This is a genomic window from Streptomyces sp. GbtcB6 (assembly GCF_019091475.1).
Classification (GTDB): Bacteria; Actinomycetota; Actinomycetes; order Streptomycetales; family Streptomycetaceae; genus Streptomyces; species Streptomyces hyaluromycini.
Genome location: NZ_JAGXJL010000019.1, coordinates 163,939 through 184,301 on the forward strand (window position 1 = coordinate 163,939; position 20,363 = coordinate 184,301).

Consider the following 20,363-nt stretch of genomic DNA (forward strand, 5'->3'; position numbering starts at 1 on the left):
GCTATCCCCGTCCCCCCACAACGAAGGGATCAGCACATGCAGAGCACCACGGGCAGAGCTGTCAGGAGCATGCCAGCCGTCGCGGCCGCCGTAGCGCTCGCCGCGGGCATGCTCGTCGCCGTCGCGCCCGCCGCCCACGCGGCCGCGGGCGCGAGCCTCCCCTTCACCTCGGTCGAAGCGGAGTCGGCGACCACCACCGGCACCAAGATCGGCCCGGACTACACCCAGGGCACCCTCGCCTCCGAGGCCTCCGGACGCCAGGCCGTACGCCTGGCCTCCGGGCAGCGGGTCGAGTTCACCGCCCCCCAGGCGTCCAACGCCGTGAACCTCTCCTACAGCGTCCCCGACGGCCAGACCGGCACCCTGAACGTGTACGTCAACGGGGTCAAGCTGGCGAAGACCCTGGCCGTCACCTCCAAGTACTCCTACGTCGACACCGGCTGGATCGCCGGCGCCAAGCAGCACCACTTCTTCGACAACGCCCGGCTGCTGCTCGGCCAGAACATCCAGGCCGGCGACAAGGTCGCCTTCGAGTCCACCGGCACTCAAGTCACTGTCGACGTGGCCGACTTCGAGCAGGTCGCCGCGGCCGCCGGGCAGCCCGCCGGATCGGTCTCCGTCGTCTCCAGGGGCGCCGACCCCAGCGGCAACGGCGACTCCACCCAGGCCTTCCGGGACGCCATCTCCGCCGCCCAGGGCGGCACGGTGTGGATCCCGCCGGGCGACTACAAACTCACGTCCTCCCTGAGTGGCGTGCAGAACGTGACCCTCCTTGGCGCCGGCAGCTGGTACTCGGTCGTGCACACCTCCCGGTTCATCGACCAGACCAGCTCCTCGGGCAACGTCCACATCAACAACTTCGCGGTGATCGGCGAGGTCACCGAGCGCGTCGACTCCAACCCGGACAACTTCGTCAACGGCTCGCTCGGGCCGAACAGTTCGGTCTCCGGCATGTGGATCCAGCACCTCAAGTGCGGGTTCTGGCTGACCGGCAACAACGACAACCTGGTCGTCGAGAACAACCGCATCCTCGACACCACCGCCGACGGCCTCAACCTCAACGGCAACGCCCACGGCGTCCAGGTCCGCAACAACTTCCTGCGCAACCAGGGCGACGACTCCCTCGCCATGTGGTCCCTGAACTCGGCCGACTCCAACTCCGGCTTCACGAACAACACCATCTCCCAGCCGAACCTGGCCAACGGCATCGCCATCTACGGCGGCACCGACCTCTCGGTGAAGAACAACCTGATCTCCGACACCAACGCCCTCGGCAGCGGTATCGCCATCTCCAACCAGAAGTTCCTCGACCCGTTCTCCCCGTTGTCCGGCACCATCACGGTCGACGGCAACACGCTCGTGCGCACGGGCGCGATGAACCCCAACTGGAACCACCCGATGGGCGCGCTGCGCGTCGACTCCTACGACAGCGCCATCAACGCCACCGTCAACATCACCAACACCACGATCACCAACAGCCCTTACAGCGCCTTCGAGTTCGTCTCCGGCGGCGGGCAGGGGTACCCGGTCAGGAACGTCAACGTGACCGGCGCGACCGTGCAGAACACCGGGACGGTCGTGGTGCAGGCCGAGGCGCAGGGCGCCGCCGCCTTCCGCAACGTGACCGCCACCGGGGTCGGCGCGGCCGGCATCTACAACTGCCCCTACCCGGCGAACTCCGGCTCCTTCGCGCTCACCGACGGGGGCGGCAACTCCGGCTGGGCCGGCACCTGGTCGGACTGCACCACCTGGCCGACGCCGGGGCAGGGCAACCCCGACCCGGACCCGAACCGCAACCTCGCCAAGGGCCGCCCGGCGACCGCCACCGGTTCGCAGGACGTCTACACGCCCGGCAAGGCGGTCGACGGCGACGCGAACAGCTACTGGGAGTCCGCCAACAACGCCTTCCCGCAGTCGCTGACCATCGACCTCGGCTCCTCCTACGCGGCCCGCCGGCTGGTGCTGAAGCTGCCCCCGTCCTCGGCCTGGAGCGCGCGCACCCAGACCGTGACCGTGCTGGGCAGCACCGACGGCTCCACCTATTCGACCGTGGTGGGCTCCACGGGGTACCGCTTCGACCCGGCCACCGGCAACACCGTGACCGTGCCTCTGCCCGGTTCCACCAACCTGCGCTACCTGCGGCTCACCGTCACCGCCAACAACGGCTGGCCGGCGGGCCAGTTCAGTGAGGCGGAGGCGTATCTGACCTCGTGACCGGGTCCTCCCCCCGGGGAACCCCGCGCTTCGCCGCCTGGATCTGCTCGTAGACGTGGGTCCGCAGTTCGGCGAAGCGCGGGGCGACCCGCGTGTGCAACTGGTCGCGCTCGTCCGGCAGATCGACCTTCAGCTGCTCCTGGACGACGGTCGGGGAGGCGGACAGGACGATCACCCGCTGGCCCAGGTAGACCGCCTCGTCGATGTCATGGGTGACGAACAGGATCGTGATCCCGCGGTCCTGCCACAACCCCCGGACCAGGTCCTCCAGATCGGCCCGCGTCTGGGCGTCGACGGCGGCGAACGGCTCGTCCATCAGGAGGACTTGAGGTTCGTAGGCGAGGGCGCGCGCGATCGCCACCCGCTGCTGCATACCGCCGGAGAGCTGCCACGGGTAGGCGCCGGCGGCATCCGCGAGACCGACCGAGTCCAGTGCGTCGGCGACCAGCACCTTCCGCCGCTCGCGCGGCAAGTGCTTCTGTTTCAGCGGGAGTTCGACGTTCTCGGCGACCCGCATCCAGGGGAACAGGCTGCGGCCGTACTCCTGGAAGACGAACGCCATCCCGGGGGGCGGCCCGGTCACTGTGCGGCCCTCCAGGAGGACCTCGCCGCCGGTCGGGGTGAGCAGGCCGCCCATGCACTTCAGCAGGGTGGTCTTGCCGCAGCCCGACGGGCCGACCAGACAGACGAGTTCGCCCGCCTCCACGGTGAAGGTGAGGTCCCGCACCGCCTCGACACGGCGGCCGGATCCGTCGTAGACCTTCTGCAGGCCGCGTACGTCGAGCATGGACCGCCCCTTCGCAAGGTTCATTCAGGACCGCCGGGTTGTCGCGCGCAGCCCGTGGTACCAGCCGAGCATCCGCCGCTCGACCACCTGGAAGACCACCGACAGCGCGAAGCCGAGCAGGCCCAGCAGCAGGATCCCGGTCCACATGTCGGGGATCGCGAAGCCGCGCTGGAACTGCACGATGGTGAAGCCGAGCCCGTTGCTGGCCGCGAACATCTCGCTGATGACCATCAGGATGATCCCGATCGACAGCGCCTGCCGCAGGCCCGCGAAGATCTGCGGACTCGCCGAACGCAGTACCAGCGTACGCAGCCGGGCCGGGCCCGTGATGCCGTAGGAGCGGGCCGTCTCCGCCATCACCGGGTCGACCGCCCGTACACCCTCGACCGTGTTGAGCAGGATCGGCCAGACACAGCCGCTGGCGATCACCACGATCTTCATGGCGTCACCGATGCCCGCGAACAGCATGATGACCGGCACCAGGACCGGCGGCGGCACCGCCCGCAGGAACTCGAGCACCGGTTCGCACACCGCCCGCACCCGCCGGTACGAGCCGATGACCGTGCCCAGGGCCACGCCCAGGACGGCCGCCGACGCGTATCCGGCGAGCAGCCGCAGCACGCTGCGCAGCAGGTCGTCGTGGAGCCGCTGACCGGTCCACACGTCCGGGAAGGTCCTCAGGATCGTGCGCAGCGGCGGCCAGTAGACGTTCGTGCTGCCGTCGGAGGCCAGCCACCACAGCGCGACCAGGACGGCGGGCAGGGCGAGGACGTACCCGGCTCTCAGCAGGACGGCCTTCACACCGCCACCTCCCCGCGCACCGACTGGTGCCAGGCCAGCGCCCGCCGCTCCACCGACCGGGCGCCCACGTTGATGACCAGCCCCAGCAGCCCGGTCACCACGATCAGGGCGTACATGTCCGGCACCGCCTGCGAGGACTGGGCGAGCGCGATCTGCTGCCCCAACCCCGGTGCGCCGATGACCAGTTCGGCGGTGATGGTGAGGATCAGCGCGACCGCGGCGGCCAGCCGGACACCGGTCATGACGTACGGCAGCGCGGTCGGCCACAGCACATGGCGGACCCGGGCCCAGGTGCCGAGACCGTACGACCGTGCCGTCTCCTCGGCTACCGGGTCGACGTCCTGGACGCCGTACATCACCTGGATCAGCACCTGCCAGAAGGAGGCGTAGACGACGAGGAGGAGGACCGAGCGGAGTTCGGAACCGTAGAGGAGGATCGCGAGCGGGATCAGGGCGACCGAGGGGATCGGGCGGAGGAACTCGATCGTGGAGGCGGTGGCCTCGCGCAGGTGCGGGACGACCGAGATGACGACCCCGGCCACGATGCCGGCGCCGACCGCGACGGCCAGCCCCACCGCCCAGCCGGTGAGGGTGTCGCCGAGCGCCGACCAGAAGGCGCCGTCGGCGAGTTCGGTGCCGAGGGCGCGGGCGATCCGGCTGGTCGGCGGGAAGTAGTCGGCCTTGACCAGGCCGAGCCGCGGCACCGCCTCGCCGAGGGCGAGGAAGGCCGCGAGCCCGGCCGCGCCGAGCACGGTGTTCAGACCCTTCACGGCAGCAGCTTGTCCAGGTCGGGTGCCGTCTTGAAGAGGCCGTCCTGCTCGCTGAGCTTCTCCAGCGTCTCGATCGAGGAACGGTTCGCTTCGGCGGGCCACTTGGGCAGGGTCACCTTGGCGAGGACGTCCGCCGGGGTCTTGGTGTAGGTGGTGACGATCTGCCGGACCTCGTCCGGGTGCGCGTCCGCGTAGGACAGCGACTCCGCGACGGCCGCCTGGAACTTGGTCACGACGCCGGGGTTCTTCTGCGCGTACGACGTCGAGGTGAAGTACATGGCGACGGTCAGGTTGTTCGCCACGTCGACGAGCGGCGAGGCGATCTCGGTGGCGCCCTGGAGCTTCATGGTCGCAAGGGCCGGTTCGACCGCCATCGCGGCGTCGATCTGGCCCTTGTCGAGGGCGGCCGGCATCTGGTCGAAGGCGAGCTCGACGAACTGCACCTTGTCCGGGTCGCCGCCGGCCTTGCGCACGGACTCGCGTACGGCGGTCTCGTTGATGTTCTTCAGCGTGTTGACCGCGACCTTCTTGCCCTCCAGCTGTTTCGGCGACGTGATGCTGCTGCCCTTCTTCACGACGAGGCCGCCGAAGTCCTTGCCCGCCACGCCCGTCGAGGCCACGCCGTTGGCGATCGCCTGCACCGGCACGTTGTTGGACTGCGCGATCACCAGCGAGGTCATGTTGCTGAAGCCGAACTGGAACTGACCACTCGTCACGCCCGGGACGATGGCCGCGCCGCCCTGGGCGAGTGTCATCGACAGTTTCAGGCCGCGCTTGCTGAAGAAGCCCTCCTTCTGGCCGAGGTAGAGGGGGGCCACGTCGACGATGGGGATGATCCCCACCTTGACGGTGGTGGTGCCGCCCGACGAGGGCGAGGTGGACGACGAGCCCCCGGAGGAGCCGCAGGCCGCCGTGGCGAGCAGGAAGGTGCCGGTCGCGAGACCGGCAAGCAGACGACGCATGGCTCCTCCTGTGCAGACAACGGTGTTCCGACAGGCTGTGCGCTGTGCGCACACTGGTGCTCGGTTGGTGCTCAGCGGGAACGTAGAACCGGCCGTACAACCCGGTCAATGGTTTTAGCTGACAAAATTGTTGACAGTTATCGAACCGCGCTCTCACCGTGTTCTCCGTGTCGGACCGTGAGTCGGACAGTGTCGGACCGGGAGGCGACGATGTCGAGGGATGCCCGCGCACCGCATTTCGTCAGGTCCTTCGAGCGTGGCCTGGCCGTCATCCGGGCCTTCGACGCCGACCATCCGGCGCGCACGCTCAGCGAGGTGGCCCGCGCCTGCGACCTGACCCGCGCCGCCGCCCGCCGCCTGCTGCTCACCCTCGCCGACCTGGGCTACGTCCACTCGGACGGCCGCCGCTTCCGCCTCGCCCCGCGCGTCCTGGAGCTCGGCTACGCCTACCTCTCCGGCCTGGAGCTGCCGAACCTCGCGCAGCCGCATCTGGTACGACTCGCCGAGGTGGCGGGGGAGTCGGCGGCGCTGTGCCTGCTGGACGGCGACGCCGTCGTGCCGGTCGCCGCCGCCCGGCCCCGGCGGGTGATGGCGGCGACGATCGCGGTGGGAGCGCGCTTACCGGCGTACGGGACGGCGATGGGGAGAGTGTTGCTGGCGGCTGAGCCTCAACCCGACTACACCCTGCTGGAAGGCGATCCCGAGGCCGGCGTCAGCACGATGGCCGCCCCGGTCCGGGACCGGAGCGGCCGGGTGGTGGCCGGAGTGAGCCTCGCGATGCACTCCGGCCGGACGTCCGCCGTGGCGGCCCGCCGCGATCTGCTGGCGCACCTGCTGGCGGCGGTGGCGCGGATCGAGGCGGACCTGCGGATCACAGATCCAGCACCAGACGCGCCCCCCGGCACCGCGACACGCAGATGAGCATGGTCTCCCCGGCCGCCCGCTCCTCCTCGGTGAGCACCGAGTCCCGGTGGTCCGGGTCGCCTTCGAGGACATCCGTCTCGCACGTCCCGCAGGTGCCCTCGGTGCAGGAGTAGAGCACCTCGATCCCGGCGGCCCGGACGGTGTCGAGCACGGAGACGCCGGGCTCGACGGTGAGAGTACGACCGCTCTGCGCGAGCACCACCTCGAACTCCCGCTCCTCGCCCGCCTGTTGCTCCTTGGGCCGGAACCGCTCGACCCGCAGCACGCCGGCCGGGCAGCGCTCCTCCACCGCGTCCAGCAACGGCCCAGGACCGCAGCAGTACACGAGGGTGCCGTCCGGGACGTCGTCGAGGACGCCGGCCAGGTCCAGCAGCCCGGTCTCGTCCTGCGGGGCGACGGTGACCCGCTCCCCGCCGAACCGCGCCAACTCGCCGGTGAACGCCATGGACTGACGGCTCCGCCCGCCGTACAACAGCGTCCACTCGGCGCCCGCGGCCTCGGCGGCGGCGAGCATCGGCAGGATCGGGGTGATACCGATGCCGCCCGCGACGAACCGGTAGCGGGGCGCGGATTCGAGCCGGAAGTGGTTGCGCGGCCCGCGCACCCGCACCTTGTCGCCGACGCCCAACTGCTCGTGGACATAGGCGGATCCACCCCGGCTGTCGGGTTCCCTGAGCACCGCGACCCGCCAGCCGGAGCGGTCCCCGGGGTCCCCGCAGAGCGAGAACTGCCGCTCCAGCTCCGGTCCGAGCACGACATCGACATGGGCTCCGGGGTCCCAGCCGGGCAGTTCCTCGCCCAGCGGATGCCGCAGGGTGAGGGCGACGACCCCCTCGGCCGCCGACACACGCTCGGCTACGACGAGTTCGGCCTCGTACAGGCTCATGGGGCGTGCTCCGGGGACTGGAACTGGGGCTGGGGCTGGGGCTGGTGGCCTTCGGGGTGGCCGAGCATCCACTCCCACATCACGACCGGATCCTGGGCGGTGTGCTCGGCGCCGCAGTGACAGGTGCCGTGCAGGATGTCGGTGCCCGGCAGCCAGTCGATGCGGTAGACCTCACCGGTCGGTGCGCTCACAGCACCTTCTCCACGGGCTTGTCGCCCTCCTCGACCAGCCGGGCGAGGATGCGGCGGGCGGCGAGGCCGCCGGTGTCGATGTTGATGCTCAGCTCCTGGTAGCCGGCCCGCTCCGAACCCAGCGTCTTCTGGAGGAGGTTGAGGGCGTCCACGTCCTGCATCACCACTGTGTGGTTGTTGGTCCGCAGGAACTCGGTGACCTCGGCGTCATCGGTCGCCCAGTCCCGGGAGACCATCCAGAAGTCGTACACCTTGCCGTCCGCGGACGGGGTGATCGCGTAGGTGATCTCGGTGTGGAAGCCGTTCGGGTCGCTGCCGTCGGCCTCCGGCAGGACGCCGACCGGAGCGATCCGGCTGTGCAGCAGGTACAGGCACGGCGCGTGGTACTCGATGTCCTGCCAGCGTGTGATGCGCCCCGCGATCCCGGTCGAACGGGCGTAGAACGGCGGGCACTCGGCGTCGTCCATGTGCCGGCTGACCCGCACGATCCCGGCGCCCTCGTCGACCTCGGTGGTGATGGGGGTCTCGGCGACCTCGGGGGTGCCTATGTAGCCGCCGTGCAGATAGGTCTCGTGGGAGAGGTCGAGGAGGTTGTCGACGAGGAGGCCGTAGTCGGCGTCGATCGGCTCCATGCCCCGGACGGTGGTCCAGCCGGGGGAGTCGAGGTGGCGGGCCCGCGGTATCGCCTGCGGGTCGGCGAGCGCCGGGTCGCCGACCCACACCCACACCAGTGAGTCCTGCTCGACCACGGGGTGGGAGGCGACCCGGGCGGTGCGCGGGATGCGTTTCTGCCCCGGCACGTACACGCACGCGCCGGTGCGGTCGTAGGTGAACCCGTGGTACCCGCACACGATCCGGTCGCCGTCGAGCCCGCTCTCCGACAGCGGGTAACGGCGGTGCACACAGCGGTCGCCGAGGGCGACGGGCGCACCGTCCTCCTCCGCCCGGTAGAACACGAGGGGCTCTCCGAGGATCGTCCGCCTGAGCAACTCCCGCCCGACCTCGTGACTGTAGGCGGCGACGTACCACTGGTTCCTGGCGAAGGCGGTCATGTGCGGCATGGCGTTCGGCTCCCGTCGTTGGGTCGTGGCGACATCGTCGGGACGGGCTCCGGGGGTGCGCAAGAAGGCTTCCGTGCCACGGAAGACCAGCGGGAAAGTGCCTGGTGAGGCTCGCGCCGGTGTCCGCTGTGGCGCTGGCGCAGATGGCCACCGGCCTGGGCGCCGAGGACGTTCAGAAGTGCCGGAGCCTCGGCGCCGGGGGATTACGGCGGCGCGCTGAAGAGCACTGGTACTCCAGCCGGACTTCTGTGTTTCTCCTGGTCAACGGCCCCAGACCGGCCCCGCGATCGACAGGCGGACGGTGTCTCAGAACAGGCCGTTGGAGTGCGGCAGTTCGGCCGGGACGGGAGCGATGACGTCCCAGTGTTCGACTATCTTGCCGTCGACGACACGGAACAGGTCCCAGTAGGCGACCGGCACCCCGAACTCGCCCTCCGACTGCAGGAGCACGAGGTCGCCCTCGGCCACGACCTTGTGGACGTTCTTGTAGACCAGGTTCTTGCCCTGCTCGGCCCACTTGGCCGCGGCGGCGCCGAAGCCGGCCAGGCCGTCGGCCGCCTCCGGGTTGTGCTGGCGGTAGGTCTCGGTGGAGATGTAGTCGGTGAGCACCGAGTAGTCGGCGCCCTTGAGGACCTTCTCCGCGAACTCGGTGACCAGCTCCCGGTTGGCCTCGGTCCGCTCCAGGTCGGCCGGCTCGGCCGGACCGTCGGTCTGCGAGCGTCCGGAAGCGGTCGCCGTCACGACCGGCGTCAGCGCGTCCCAGTGCTCGGCGAGCCTGCCGTCGGCGTCCACACGGAACAGGTCGAAGGCGACCAGGGGCTCGGGGCCGAAGCCGTGGTACGTGCCGTGCAGCGCCACCAGGTCGCCGTCGGCGATCACCCGGGCGCCCTCGTAGCGGAAGCCGTCCGGCAGTCCGGCCACCAGCTGCCGCAGTGCCTCCGGGCCGTCCGCCGCGAGGCTGCTGTGCTGACGGTAGTCGGCGGCCACCCAGCGGTCCACCGCGCTCGGGTCCTTGTCCCCGAACAGCTCGCCGGCCGCCTTGAGGACGATCTCCTTGTTGCTCATGGCACCTCTCCTATCTGCGCTTTCCGGTGACAACCTGCCCGCCGGACTGCATCCACTCTCGCGGCCGGCCCGCGCCGGCACACGGTAGAATCAGGCATGGCTATGGTCGGAATGGGACAAGCTCCGGTGATCGAGCGGGGCTACCGCAACCCGGCCCGGCCGGATCTGCGGATGGAGGTGCTCACCTTCACGGACCTCGCTCGTCGTCTGCCGGGCGATGAGTTCAGGCGTGTGCACCGGCTCGACTTCCATCACCTCACCCTGGTCCACAGCGGCGAGGCGACCGGCATGGTCGACTTCGTCGACGTGCCGCTTCGGCCCGGCACTCTGCTGTACATCCGGCCCGGTCAGGTACAGCGCCTGCCGATGACGTCCGGCGACGCTCCGGCGGACCTGGACGCCACCGTCGTCCTGTTCACCCCGGACTTCCCGCCCCGGTTTTCCGCGACCGCCCGTGTGACGGACGACGCTTTCGGCCCGGCGTACCGGCTCCTCGGCCCGGACGACCACGAGCGCTTCCACCGTGCGCTGGCGGACCTCGCCGCCGAGTACACCGACCTCCCCGAGCAGGACCCCGAGATCACGAAGGAACTGCTGCGCCAACTGCTCGCGGCCCTGCTGCTGCGCATCGCCCGTCTCCCCGCCTCCGACGGCTGCGCACAAGCGGTCACGGAGGAGCCGTACCGTCTCTTCCGGCACGAACTGGAGCGGTCCTTCGCGGTCCTGCGCCAGGCCCACGAATACGCGGCCCGGCTCGGCTATTCCCTCAAGACCCTCAACCGCGCCTGTCAGCGGGCCACCGGCCACACCGCGAAGCAACTCGTCGACGACCGGGTCGTACTGGAGGCCAAGCGGCTGCTCGCCCACACCGATCTGCCCGTCGCAGCCGTCAGCGACCGGCTCGGCTTCACCGAACCCACCAACTTCAGCAAGTTCTTCATCCGCACGACCGGCCTGACCCCGGGCGCCTTCCGCGACACCCAGCACTGACCGACCGTCACCCCTCCGGCAGCCGGGGCGTGAGCGCGTCAAGGAGCGAGCCGGCTCCGTACGGCAGGGACAGTGCTCGGTCGCCGAGGTCGGACGGTACGTCGGGATGATCGGGGTTGACTCGCACGAGCCGGGCCCGCGGGGTATGGCGTACCAGGTTCTCCATCGGCATCCGGATCACGCCCGGGGTGTTGAAGCCGGCACCGATCTCCAGGACGAGCAGCCTGCCGTCCGCGGGCGCCCGGTCGAGCCAGCGGGACAGCCGCCGCCCCGCGGGAAGGTAGGCGTCGTCGACGAATTCGGGGCCGACCCGGACATTGGGAAAGACGGCGGCACCGCAGCGAGGGCACTGCGGCAGCGCGGCCGGGTCGGTCACCCGCCCGCTCTCACGGTCGTACACGGCGAGGATCCGGTCGAAGTACGGCTTGCTGGGCCAGGTCTCGCGTGTGCAGGGCACCGTGCACTGGAGTCGGCCGTAGTCGCCCTGAGGGGTGAAGACGCGGTCCGCTGCAAAGCCGTTGCGGGCGAAGAGGGCGTCGACGTTCGACGTCACGACCCAGTGGTCGCGGTCGCCGACCAGTGTGCGCAGACGCCGGTAGAGCTCGTTGGTGCCCGGGCTGTGGCGGATGTCGTCGATGTGGACGGCCCAGTAGCCCCACATCATGTCCGCCGGCAGTGGGACGCCCAGCAGGTAGCGTGACCGCAGCCCGAGGCGGTACAGCGCGGGCAGCAGCTCCCTGAAACGCTGGGCGTCGCCGTAGTCGAAGCCGGCGGCCGCGCTGAGACCCGCCCCCGCCGCGACCAGCACCCGGTCGGCCTCCGCCAGCCAGGAACGCAGTGTCTCGACCGCCTGTGGCGCGGAGGTGTGGGTGTCGCGTGTGGAACTCGCCATTCCTGGGGTCCTTCCGGTTAGCCTGATGGCAGATGATGATGGTCAAAAACCGACACGCCGCCTCGCGGGAGATCCCCGAGCTTCCGTTCGCCGCGCCTGCGGGCACGCCCACGGGCGCCGAGGTCATGTCGCTGGCCGAGCTGCGCGGCCGTGTGCCGCAGCCGTCCCTCGCCCGGCCCCAGCGTCCCGACTTCCACCAACTGCTCACGCTCACCTCGGGGGAGCTCCGGCAGACCGTGGACTTCACCGAACACGTCCTCCGGCCGGGTTCCTGGCTGTGGGTGCGCCCCGGGCGGGTGCACCAGTGGGGGAACCTCGCGAACGCGGAAGGGACGCTGATCCTGTTCCAGCAGGACATGCTCGACGCCGCCACCGCCGTCGCCGCCCGCGTCGACGACCCGTACGCGCCCGTCGTCAGCGTCCCGGTCGCCGACGACGCCCGGGCGTTGGACGAGGCCGCCGAGCACTTGAGGCACGAGTTCCAGGCGCTCGGTCACCTGCCGCTGGAGGTGCACACGGCGGCCTTGCGCCACCTGCTGGCGGTTCTGGTGCTGCGTCTGGCCCACCTGACGGTTCCGGCCGGCAGCCCCACGCCGGAACCGGACGAGATCTATCTCCGCTTCCGTGACGTCGTCGAGCGGAACTTCACCCGCACCCGGCGCGTGGAGGACTACGCCCGGATGCTCGGCTACTCGCCACGCACTCTGGCCCGCGCCACACTGAACAGCGCCGGGCTGAGCGCGAAGGAGTTCGTCGACCGCCGCGTCGTCCTGGAAGCCAAACGTCTGCTCGCGCACAGCGACCGGACCGCAAGCCAGATCTCGGACCAACTCGGCTTCGTGAATCCCTCCCAGTTCAGCAAGTACTTCCTGCACCGGGTGGGCCGGTCCCCGATCGACTTCCGCGACGAGGTCCGCGGGCGCCAGGCCGCTCATGAACCGGCGGGTGGTCAGAACGGGTAGCGGGCCTGCTGGGTGGCGATGGTCACCCAACGGGTGTTGGAGAACGCCTCGATGCCCCACCGTCCGCCGAACCGGCCGTAACCGGACGCCTTGACACCGCCGAAGGGCGCCTGCGGCTCGTCGGCCACGGACTGGTCGTTGATGTGCACGATCCCGGTGCGGACGCGGCGTGCGACGGTGAGACCGTGGGTCGCGTTCTCGGTGATGATGCCGCAGGTCAGGCCGTTGTCGGTGTCGTTCGCGAGCGCTACCGCGGTGTCGTCGTCGGAGAACGTCCCGATGACGCACAACGGGCCGAAGGCCTCCGCGTAGTAGAGCTCGGCGCTCCTGGGCACGTCGGTGAGCACGGTCGCCGGATGCACGGCGCGCTCTGTCCGGCCGCCGCCCGTGAGCACGGTGGCGCCCTCGGCGACCGCGTCCCGGACCAGACCGGCCACGCGCTCCGCGGCGGACGCACTGACCAGCGGGCCCACCACCGTTTCCGGGTGGCTCGGGTCACCGGCCCGGAGCGCGGCGACCTTCGCGGTGAACTTCTCCTTGAACTCCTCGGCGAGCGAGGCGTGCACGAGGACGCGGTCGGCCGACATGCAGATCTGGCCCGAGTTCATGAACACGCTGAAGGTGACGGCGTCGACGGCGTGGTCGACGTCGGCGTCGGCGAGGACGATCACCGCGTTCTTGCCGCCCAGTTCGAGGACGGCCGGCTTCACATGGTCGGCCGCGTGTCTGCCGATGACGCGGCCGACGTGCGTGGAGCCGGTGAAGTTCACGGCCCGCACCCGGGGATCCGCGATCAGCGTCTCCGCTATCAGGGCGGCGTCCTCACGGTCGTTGGTCACGACGTTGAGAACGCCGTCGGGCAGACCCGCCTCGCGGAGCACATCGGCGATGAGCAGCCCGCAGGCGACGGGCGCGTCCTCGCTCGGCTTGACGACGACCGTGTTGCCCGCGGCCAGGGGACCCGCGACGGCCCGCACACCGAGGATGACCGGAGCGTTCCACGGCGCGAACGCCGCCACCACGCCGAGTGGTTCGCGTACGGCCAGCCCCAGCACGCCCTCCTCCTGGGCACTGAGCACCTCACCGCGCGGCGCGGTGACCGCGGCGGCGGCCTCGCGCAGGATGTCGGCCCCGAGGCGCGCGTTGAAGTGCGCCCACGGGCGCGTTCCGCCCGCCTCGCGGGCCATGGTCTCGACGACCTGCCCGGTCCGGGACTCCAGCAGGTCGGCGGCTTTCAGGAAGATCGCCCGGCGGACGAACGGGGCAAGCGCGGCCCACTGTGCGAAGGCCGCGTCCGCGGCGTCCACGGCACGTGTCACGTCCTCCGGGCCGGCCGCGGGAACGGTTGCGTACACCTCGCCCGTGTACGGGTCGATGTCCTCGGTGGTACGGCCGGAGAGCGCGGGTACGTCCTTGCCGTCGATCAGCATGTCGCGGATAAGGGGCATGGGGGGTTTCCTTCGGTACGGGAGGTACGGGAGGTACGGGAGGTACGGGAGGTGCGGGAGGTACGGGAGGTACGGGGCAGCCGCGGGCGGCCGGGTCGCGGCCGGCAACCCGTCAGGGCGCGGTTCACGTGGCTGTGCCGAGGGCTCTTCGGTAGGCCGACTCGTCGTCGGCGTCGAACACGGTGAACACGATCCGGTCGAACCGGTCGGGGTACGCGTCGAGCCAGTCGGCGACGGTGTTCAGGGCGATCCGGGCGGCCTCGTCCTTGGGATATCCGAAGACCCCGGTGCTCACGGAGCAGAAGGCCAGGGTGCGGACGGTCTCCACTTCGGCGGCGAGGTCGAGGCAGGACCGGTAGGAGGAGGCCAGCGCCGCCGCGTCACCGGTACGGGGCCTGCCGTCGGTGATCGGGCCGACGGTGTGCAGGACGTAACGGGCGGGCAGGTGATGCCCTCGGGTGATCTTGGCGGTGCCCGTTGGCTCGGCGGCGCCCTGCAGCCTCATGACGGTCTCGCAGTCGTCCCGCAGCCGGGGTCCTGCGGCGTTGTGGATGGCGTTGTCGATGCAGGGATGCAGCGGTTGGAAGCAGCCGAGCAGGGCACTGTTCGCGGCATTGACGATCGCGTCCGCGGCGAGCGTGGTGATGTCCCCCCGCCACAGCGTGGTGTGTCGAGCCGCCCGGAAGGCGCTTCGGGGCAACTTCTGTTCGATCGTGCCCAGTTGGCGGACCGCGACGGTGGGCCGCAGGTGGCGTTCCGCACCGAGTACGGCGTCGAGCACCTTGGTGGTGTCGTCGGGCAGCGGACCGGGCGGACGGACCGTGAGCAGGGCGCGCAGCAGTCGCCTGGCGGTAGCCGGGTCGGTGGCACCGGGATCGGGCAGGGAGCCGGCGCGCAGGCCGAGCCGGAGCACGGCCGGATCGCCGCTGAGCATGCGCAGCGCGGCACGCACGTGGTCGTCCAGCCGGTCGGCGGGAGCTGGAGGCGCCGACCGGCGGAACGGCTCGTCGAGGGCGATCGCCTCGCGGTAGGCGGCCAGCGGAAGCGCCGGGGGCGGGACGCTCCGCTCGGTGAGGCCGTGGGACGGGAAGCGCGAGTCGGCCATGGCAGGCTCCGGCGAGGTGGTCATGGAAGGTTCCGGAACGGATATCGGAGCAGAGCTCGGCGGGGAGTCAGGCGAGCCCGATCAGCTGGTTGAAGGTCTGGTTGTCCCAGAAGAGGAACTCCTCGTCCATGACACCGTGCTTGTTCCAGAGCCCGACGGTGACCATGTTGACGGCGAAGCTCTTGTTCGTCGGCCGGATGAAACCGCCCGTCCCGTCCGGCATGGGCCTGGAGAACGTGCCCGTCAGCACTCCGGTGACCGCGGTCAGCTCGCCCTTGGCGATGCGGAGCGGGTGTTCGCTGACACGGGTGTCGGGCGCCCAGACGAACTGCGACTTCAGATCGGCGAGATGACGCTCGATGCCGTCCGTGTAGTGGCCGTCGGGCCAGTGCACACGGACGTTCTGGGCGTGGCTCTCACCGAGACGGTCCCACTCCTGGCCGGAGTAGACCTGGAAGTCGAGCTCGTCGAAGGTTCTGAGATTGCGGCACTCGACGGCGGTGAGGTGCGCGGGCCACAGCGACTCCGCCTCCGGGGTCGAGGCCGGGTCGCCGAACAGGTCCGGGTGGCGTTCGGCCGCGGCCGCCAGGTCCGTACCGCCGGCGACCGCGGTCAGGGCCAGCGCGCCGAGCGTGGCCGCACTGGTGTTGCGCAAGAGAGAGCGACGATCCAACATTTTTCGGTTCCTTGATCGGGGAAAGGCCGGAGACGAATCTGCCGATGACGACGTCGGCAGCCGGATGCGATGTGTTCAAACTAAGTCGCCCCTGCCGGGCTTATCGGTCCGGATCCTGACTTCTTATGGTCAGAAGCCGACATCCGCCGGGGCGGGAAGCAGGGCGGGTAGCAGCCGGTGCGACGGAGGCCGGAGCCGTCCCGGGGCGCCGCGCAGCGCCGTCAGGCGGGGAATCGCAGCACTGGCTTCACCACTTTGCCGCCGGCCGCGTCCGCTGCGGCATCGTTGATCCGGTCCGGCGGGTAGAAGCGGATCATCCGGTCGAACGGCAGGCGCCCCGCACGGAACAGACCGACCAGGGACGGTACGAAACCGAGCAGATCGCTGTCGCCCTCGGTGACGCCCCGGACGACGCGCCCATTGAGCAGGAAGTTGACGTCGAAGGTGCCGTCGGTGCCGACCGGCGGAGCCCCGACCACGGCCACGGTCCCCCGAACGGCGAGCGAGTCCGTGGCCTGCCGCAGCAGAGCGGGAACGCCACTGCTCTCCAGCGCATGGGTCACACCCCGGCCCGCCGTGATCTCCGTCAGCCGGGCGGCGACGTCCTCCTCCTTGCCGTTGACCACATCGGTCGCCCCCAACTCACGGGCGAGGTCGAGGCGCGAGGGCACGATGTCCACGGCGATGACGTGGGCGGCCGAGGTCAACGCGGCCGCCATGACCGCGGACAGACCCACCGCCCCCGCGCCGAAGACGGCCACCGTGTCTCCCGGGCCGGGGCGCAGTTCGTTGAGTACGGCGCCCGCGCCGGTCTGTATCCCGCAGCCGATGGGTGCGAGCAGCGCCAGCTCGTCCTCGTCGGCGGCCTCGACCGGTACGACACTGCGCTCGTCGACCACGGCGTGGTGGGCGAACGAGGACTGGCCGAAGAAGCGTCCGCCCAGCGGGGTGCCGTCGGCGCCGTGGATCGGCGTACTGCCGTCGGGCCGGGCGCCGGCGAAATTGCGCGCGATGAACGTGTCGCAGTAGCCGGGATGACCGTGTTCGCAGGCACCGCACCGGCCGCAGGAACTGAACGACAGCAGCACCTTGTCACCGGCGCCGACCCGGGTGACGTCGGAGCCGACCGCTTCCACGACACCGGCCCCCTCGTGGCCGAGGACGGCGGGCAGCGGGGTGTGGAGCTTCTCGTCCCGGACGGCGAGGTCGGTATGGCAGATGCCCGCGGCCACGATGCGTACGAGGACCTCGTCCGGCCGGGGGTCCTGCAGCCGGACCTCCTCCCAGACGAACGTCCCCGTGCCCGGGCGGACCACCGCTGCTCGCGTCTCGGTCATGGTCGTGCCTTCCTGCCTGTCATTGAGTGAAGCGGGCGGAGCACCCCTGGCCTTCGGACGGACACAGGCGTCTCCGGCGGCCGGTCGACCGGGTGAGGATCACGGCGGCGACGTCGCACTGAGCGACGAACGGCAGTACCCGCGCCGCGCTCTCAACCTATGAGCCGAGTCACCGAGGGAAGCGACGCAATTGCGACGAGGCATGGTCAGAATCCGACAGCATGGGCTGACGGGGGCGGCCTGAGCGGCGGATGTCATCGGCGACGGCCACCACGTCATCGCGGCGCCGAGGCGAAGCCGGTCGCACGGCCGAAGCCGGTCGCACGGCCGAAGGCGGCGCCGAGGGGGCGGACCGCACTACACGTGGCGTGGGCCGCCCCCGCATACCTGGCCGGGACCGAGGTACGGCCCCGGCGCCCGGTTACCCCCGACCCTCCTGCCCCTCCTGCATGAGGGCGTCCCGGAGTTGGGCCCTGGCCGTGATGCCGAGCTTGGGGAAGACCTTGTGCAGGTGGTAGCCGACCGTACGGGGGGAGAGGTAGAGGCGGGCCGCGATGTCGCGATTGGTCAGGCCCTGGGCGGCCAGTTCGGCGATCTGGCGTTCCTGAGGGGTGAGTTCGCCGGCGGGAGCGGTGGCCGTCGCCGCCCCCGCCGCCCGCAGTTCCGCCGCCGTGCGCTCGGTCCAGGGGCGGGCGTCGAGACGCTGGAAGCACTCCAGTGCCGCGTTGAGGTGCGGGCGGGCCTCGGCGCTGCGCCGGTGCCGGCGCAGCCACTCGCCGAAGTCGAGGTGGGCGAGGGCCTTTTCGAAGGGCCAGCAGTCGGTGGCGGGGTCGTCGAGGGCGGCACGGAAGTGGCGTTCGGCGTCGCCGGTGCCGGTCAGCAGCGCGGTCGCCCGGTGCAGTACGGCGGCCAGCCTGGGGGAGGGGTCGGGTTTCAGGCCGTGCGCCACGGCGTCGACCACCGTGCGCGCGTCGTCCGCCCGCCCGGCGCGGACCGCCGCGGCGGCCAGGTCGCCCAGGTAGTAGAGGGAGGCGTGGTAGTGGACGGGGGCGGGGCGGAAGTCCCGGGTGAAGGTCGCGCGCAGCTGCTCGTAGGCGTCGGCGTGGTCGCCGGCCACGAACGCGGCCATGCCCATGGCGTGCCGGTGGCGGACCTGAAGGCTCAGGGACCTGCGCAGGTCCACGCCCCGTACGGCCTCCGTCGCCCGTGTCCGTGCCGCCGCGTGGTCGCCGCGCAGCGCGCGCAGCGTGGCCCGGAGGACGCGGGCGCCCACGGTCACGTTGTCGGCCCCCGCCTCCGTCGCCATCCAGAACGCCTCGCCCGCCGCCTCCTCGGCCGCCGTCCACGAGCCGCTCTCGAACAGGGCAAGGGCGAGCGCCTGGGTGACGGTCGCGTTCGTGCCCGCGCTGCCGGCGCGCCGGAGGAGGTCCATGGTCCGGCCGAGGACGCGTACGGCCTGCTCGGTCTCGTCCAGGATCCAGGCCGTGCCGCCCAGCGCCGTGAGGCTCCCGAGGGATTCCTCCTGTGCCAGGGCGGCCAGCCCGTCCTCCAGGAGCCGTATGAGACGCGGCCGTTCGCGATGGGGATCGATGACCGCCTGGGCCCAGGCACAGCCGGCGGGATCGCCGTCCTCGTCGATCAGGCCGCCGATCCGGCGGAGTTCCGCGCGGTAGCAGGACGCCCCGGAGTTGTAGACGGACGTCGCGGCGTTGCTGAGCGCGCCGAGGGCCAGGTCCGGGGCCGAGGCGGCGGTGGATTCGGCGACGCCCAGCAGCAGGGCCAGCGCGTCCTCGTGCCGGAGCGTGACCCCGAGGGCCCACCCGCCCAGCAGCGAGGCCTCGGCACGCAGCCGGGGATCCTCGGTCAGGTCACCGACCCGGCCGCTCATCTCGCCGACCCACTGCGGGTGGCCTGCGAACATCGCCGACTGCGCGGCCGTCAGCAGGCGCCGGGCGCGCAGCTCCGGTGCCGGGGTCAGCTCGGCGGCGCGTTCCAGCGCGGTCGCGGCGGCCGCGTAACCGCCCCGGCCACGGGCGCGTTCGGCGCTCTCGGCCAGGGCGTCGGCGACCTCCGCGTCCTGACCGGTCGCCGCGGCGGCCAGCTGCCAGGCCCGGCGGTCCGGCTCCTCGGCCAGCGCGGCGGCCAGCGCGAGATGGGCCTGCCGGCGCTCCTGGAAGGAGGCCGCGTGGTAGACGGCCGAGCGGACCAGCGGGTGACGCAGCAGCACTCGGCCGCTCTCCACCCGCACCAGGCCGACGCGCTCGGCCGGGTCCAGCGCCCGGACGACGTCCAGCGCGGGGGCGGCACGGACCAGGTCCGTCAGGCCCGCCGTGCCCGCCGCTGCCACCAGGAGCAGGGCCTCCCGCGTGGGTGCGGGCAGGCCCGGCAGGTCGGCGGCGAACAGGTTCTCCAGACGCGCGGTGAGCGGCAGGGCGGTACCCACGGCAGTCCCGGAATCCCAGGCACCTCCGGAACCCCCGGTCCGGCCCCGGGCCAGGGCGCGGGGCAGCTCGATCAGGGCCAGCGGATTGCCGGCCGCCTGCCGGAGGATCTCCGCCCGGGCCTTGCCCCGGGGCGGGTCCGGCTGGGCGTCCAGGAGCCGCCCCGCCGCGGTACGGCCCAGCGGGCCCACGGTGACCTGCGGAAAGTCCCGGTCGAAGCGGGCCGGCACGCTCTCCTCACGGGCGGCCAGCAGCAGCGCCACCGGCCTGCCCTCCAGCCGCCGGGCGAGAAAGGCCAGTACGTCCACCGAGCCGAGGTCCAGCCACTGGGCGTCGTCCACCAGCAGGAGCAGGGGCCGGTGTGCGGCGGCCTCGGCGATGAGCGCGAACACGCTGACACACAGGGACAGTTGGTCGAGGCGCAGTTCGTACTGCGCCGCCTCCGGACCGAAGGCGCGGTCCAGGGCCTCCTGTTGCCCCGCGGGCAGACCGTCCCCGGGAAGCAACGGATGCAGAAGCTGGTGCATCCCTGACAGCCCGAGGCCCGCCTCGCCCTCGCTGCCGCGCACCCGCAGGATCCCCAGGCCCCGGGCCCGCCCCCGCTCGGCCGTCCAGTCGACGAGCGTGCTCTTGCCCGCTCCCGGCTCCCCGGTCAGCACCAGCACCTGCGGGCCGCCGCCGTCCACCGCTGCGAGCAGACGGTCGAGGCGGGCCAGTTCGGCGGCCCGGCCCAGGATGCCCGGATCGGAGGGATGGTCGGTGCCGGCGTGCATGAACAGTCCTTGTCGTCGAGCCCTTGATGCCGTCATCCTGCCAGCGACCGCCGACCCGGCCGGAACGGCGGGCGACTG

18 protein-coding genes are annotated in these 20,363 nt (G+C 71.3%); 4 read left to right on the forward strand and 14 right to left on the reverse strand.

The window, feature by feature from the left end; genetic code table 11:
• Positions 1–36: 36 nt before the first annotated feature.
• The gene (locus KVT45_RS29710; protein ID WP_217552184.1) at positions 37–2,214 is read left to right on the forward strand and encodes a discoidin domain-containing protein; all 2,178 of its coding nucleotides are present in this window, start codon (positions 37–39) and stop codon (positions 2,212–2,214) included.
• Here KVT45_RS29710 and KVT45_RS29715 read toward each other — a convergent pair.
• The 4 genes from KVT45_RS29715 to KVT45_RS29730 are packed head-to-tail and all read right to left on the reverse strand — an operon-like array spanning position 2,183 to position 5,534.
• The gene (locus tag KVT45_RS29715) at positions 2,183–3,001 is read right to left on the reverse strand and encodes an ABC transporter ATP-binding protein (RefSeq protein WP_254647512.1); all 819 of its coding nucleotides are present in this window, start codon (positions 2,999–3,001) and stop codon (positions 2,183–2,185) included. The two genes, KVT45_RS29710 and KVT45_RS29715, sit on opposite strands and share 32 nt — an antisense overlap.
• Before the next feature lie 24 nt (positions 3,002–3,025).
• On the reverse strand, positions 3,026–3,802 hold the full coding sequence (locus KVT45_RS29720) for an ABC transporter permease (protein ID WP_217552186.1): 777 nt from the start codon (positions 3,800–3,802) through the stop codon (positions 3,026–3,028).
• The gene (locus KVT45_RS29725; protein WP_217552187.1) at positions 3,799–4,572 is read right to left on the reverse strand and encodes an ABC transporter permease; all 774 of its coding nucleotides are present in this window, start codon (positions 4,570–4,572) and stop codon (positions 3,799–3,801) included. Before KVT45_RS29725 ends, KVT45_RS29720 begins: the two co-directional genes overlap by 4 nt.
• The gene (locus KVT45_RS29730; RefSeq protein ID WP_217552188.1) at positions 4,569–5,534 is read right to left on the reverse strand and encodes an ABC transporter substrate-binding protein; all 966 of its coding nucleotides are present in this window, start codon (positions 5,532–5,534) and stop codon (positions 4,569–4,571) included. Before KVT45_RS29730 ends, KVT45_RS29725 begins: the two co-directional genes overlap by 4 nt.
• Before the next feature lie 210 nt (positions 5,535–5,744).
• Between KVT45_RS29730 and KVT45_RS29735 the strand changes: the two genes are divergently transcribed.
• Positions 5,745–6,455 carry an IclR family transcriptional regulator C-terminal domain-containing protein gene (locus tag KVT45_RS29735; protein ID WP_217552189.1) on the forward strand — a complete coding sequence of 237 codons (711 nt, stop codon included), beginning with the start codon at positions 5,745–5,747 and terminating at the stop codon, positions 6,453–6,455.
• On the opposite strand, the gene KVT45_RS29740 is transcribed toward KVT45_RS29735, so the two are convergent.
• From KVT45_RS29740 to KVT45_RS29755, 4 genes are all read right to left on the reverse strand, one after another.
• A complete protein-coding gene (locus tag KVT45_RS29740) occupies positions 6,406–7,344 on the reverse strand; it encodes a PDR/VanB family oxidoreductase (RefSeq protein ID WP_217552190.1) in 939 nt (312 codons plus the stop codon). The two genes, KVT45_RS29735 and KVT45_RS29740, sit on opposite strands and share 50 nt — an antisense overlap.
• Positions 7,341–7,535 (reverse strand): hypothetical protein, encoded by a 195-nt coding sequence (locus KVT45_RS29745; RefSeq protein WP_217552191.1) that lies wholly within the window; start codon positions 7,533–7,535, stop codon positions 7,341–7,343. The genes KVT45_RS29740 and KVT45_RS29745 overlap by 4 nt, the downstream gene beginning before the upstream one ends.
• Positions 7,532–8,596 carry an aromatic ring-hydroxylating dioxygenase subunit alpha gene (locus tag KVT45_RS29750; RefSeq protein ID WP_217552233.1) on the reverse strand — a complete coding sequence of 355 codons (1,065 nt, stop codon included), beginning with the start codon at positions 8,594–8,596 and terminating at the stop codon, positions 7,532–7,534. Before KVT45_RS29750 ends, KVT45_RS29745 begins: the two co-directional genes overlap by 4 nt.
• Positions 8,597–8,902: 306 nt before the next feature.
• Positions 8,903–9,661 (reverse strand): nuclear transport factor 2 family protein, encoded by a 759-nt coding sequence (locus KVT45_RS29755; protein WP_217552192.1) that lies wholly within the window; start codon positions 9,659–9,661, stop codon positions 8,903–8,905.
• 96 nt (positions 9,662–9,757) lie between these two features.
• On the opposite strand from KVT45_RS29755, the gene KVT45_RS29760 reads away from it, so the two are divergent.
• Positions 9,758–10,651, forward strand: coding sequence for a helix-turn-helix transcriptional regulator (locus KVT45_RS29760; RefSeq protein WP_254647513.1), 894 nt, complete (start codon positions 9,758–9,760; stop codon positions 10,649–10,651).
• 7 nt (positions 10,652–10,658) lie between these two features.
• Here the strand turns inward: KVT45_RS29760 and KVT45_RS29765 are convergent, their stop codons facing one another.
• Complete coding sequence (locus KVT45_RS29765; RefSeq protein WP_217552193.1) at positions 10,659–11,543, reverse strand: NAD-dependent protein deacetylase of SIR2 family; 885 nt, start codon at positions 11,541–11,543, stop codon at positions 10,659–10,661.
• A gap of 35 nt (positions 11,544–11,578) precedes the next feature.
• Between KVT45_RS29765 and KVT45_RS29770 the strand changes: the two genes are divergently transcribed.
• Positions 11,579–12,505 carry an AraC family transcriptional regulator gene (locus KVT45_RS29770; protein ID WP_217552235.1) on the forward strand — a complete coding sequence of 309 codons (927 nt, stop codon included), beginning with the start codon at positions 11,579–11,581 and terminating at the stop codon, positions 12,503–12,505.
• Here the strand turns inward: KVT45_RS29770 and KVT45_RS29775 are convergent.
• The 5 genes from KVT45_RS29775 to KVT45_RS29795 form a co-directional block, all read right to left on the reverse strand.
• Positions 12,493–13,953, reverse strand: coding sequence for an aldehyde dehydrogenase family protein (locus KVT45_RS29775; protein ID WP_217552194.1), 1,461 nt, complete (start codon positions 13,951–13,953; stop codon positions 12,493–12,495). The two genes, KVT45_RS29770 and KVT45_RS29775, sit on opposite strands and share 13 nt — an antisense overlap.
• A 124-nt stretch (positions 13,954–14,077) precedes the next feature.
• Positions 14,078–15,082: a protein-ADP-ribose hydrolase gene (locus KVT45_RS29780; RefSeq protein ID WP_254647514.1), complete on the reverse strand. Its 1,005-nt coding sequence runs from the start codon at positions 15,080–15,082 to the stop codon at positions 14,078–14,080.
• A 43-nt stretch (positions 15,083–15,125) separates the two neighbouring features.
• The gene (locus KVT45_RS29785) at positions 15,126–15,713 is read right to left on the reverse strand and encodes an ester cyclase (protein WP_254647515.1); all 588 of its coding nucleotides are present in this window, start codon (positions 15,711–15,713) and stop codon (positions 15,126–15,128) included.
• 242 nt (positions 15,714–15,955) lie between these two features.
• Entirely contained in the window at positions 15,956–17,071 is a 1,116-nt protein-coding gene (locus KVT45_RS29790; protein WP_217552196.1) for an NAD(P)-dependent alcohol dehydrogenase, read from the reverse strand.
• 421 nt (positions 17,072–17,492) lie between these two features.
• Positions 17,493–20,285, reverse strand: a complete 2,793-nt coding sequence (locus KVT45_RS29795; RefSeq protein ID WP_217552197.1) for a LuxR family transcriptional regulator — start codon at positions 20,283–20,285, stop codon at positions 17,493–17,495.
• Positions 20,286–20,363: the final 78 nt, after the last annotated feature.

Excerpts from the sequence above, each read along its gene's own strand:
- KVT45_RS29765 (WP_217552193.1), bottom strand. The coding sequence starts at position 11,543 with ATGGCGAGTTCCACACGCGACACCCACACCTCCGCGCCACAGGCGGTC.
- KVT45_RS29775 (WP_217552194.1), bottom strand. The coding sequence starts at position 13,953 with ATGCCCCTTATCCGCGACATGCTGATCGACGGCAAGGACGTACCCGCG.
- KVT45_RS29760 (WP_254647513.1), top strand. The coding sequence starts at position 9,758 with ATGGCTATGGTCGGAATGGGACAAGCTCCGGTGATCGAGCGGGGCTAC.
- KVT45_RS29730 (WP_217552188.1), bottom strand. The coding sequence starts at position 5,534 with ATGCGTCGTCTGCTTGCCGGTCTCGCGACCGGCACCTTCCTGCTCGCC.
- KVT45_RS29750 (WP_217552233.1), bottom strand. The coding sequence starts at position 8,596 with ATGCCGCACATGACCGCCTTCGCCAGGAACCAGTGGTACGTCGCCGCC.
- KVT45_RS29755 (WP_217552192.1), bottom strand. The coding sequence starts at position 9,661 with ATGAGCAACAAGGAGATCGTCCTCAAGGCGGCCGGCGAGCTGTTCGGG.
- KVT45_RS29780 (WP_254647514.1), bottom strand. The coding sequence starts at position 15,082 with ATGACCACCTCGCCGGAGCCTGCCATGGCCGACTCGCGCTTCCCGTCC.
- KVT45_RS29735 (WP_217552189.1), top strand. The coding sequence starts at position 5,745 with ATGTCGAGGGATGCCCGCGCACCGCATTTCGTCAGGTCCTTCGAGCGT.
- KVT45_RS29770 (WP_217552235.1), top strand. The coding sequence starts at position 11,579 with ATGATGGTCAAAAACCGACACGCCGCCTCGCGGGAGATCCCCGAGCTT.
- KVT45_RS29740 (WP_217552190.1), bottom strand. The coding sequence starts at position 7,344 with ATGAGCCTGTACGAGGCCGAACTCGTCGTAGCCGAGCGTGTGTCGGCG.
- KVT45_RS29795 (WP_217552197.1), bottom strand. The coding sequence starts at position 20,285 with ATGCACGCCGGCACCGACCATCCCTCCGATCCGGGCATCCTGGGCCGG.
- KVT45_RS29710 (WP_217552184.1), top strand. The coding sequence starts at position 37 with ATGCAGAGCACCACGGGCAGAGCTGTCAGGAGCATGCCAGCCGTCGCG.
- KVT45_RS29715 (WP_254647512.1), bottom strand. The coding sequence starts at position 3,001 with ATGCTCGACGTACGCGGCCTGCAGAAGGTCTACGACGGATCCGGCCGC.
- KVT45_RS29790 (WP_217552196.1), bottom strand. The coding sequence starts at position 17,071 with ATGACCGAGACGCGAGCAGCGGTGGTCCGCCCGGGCACGGGGACGTTC.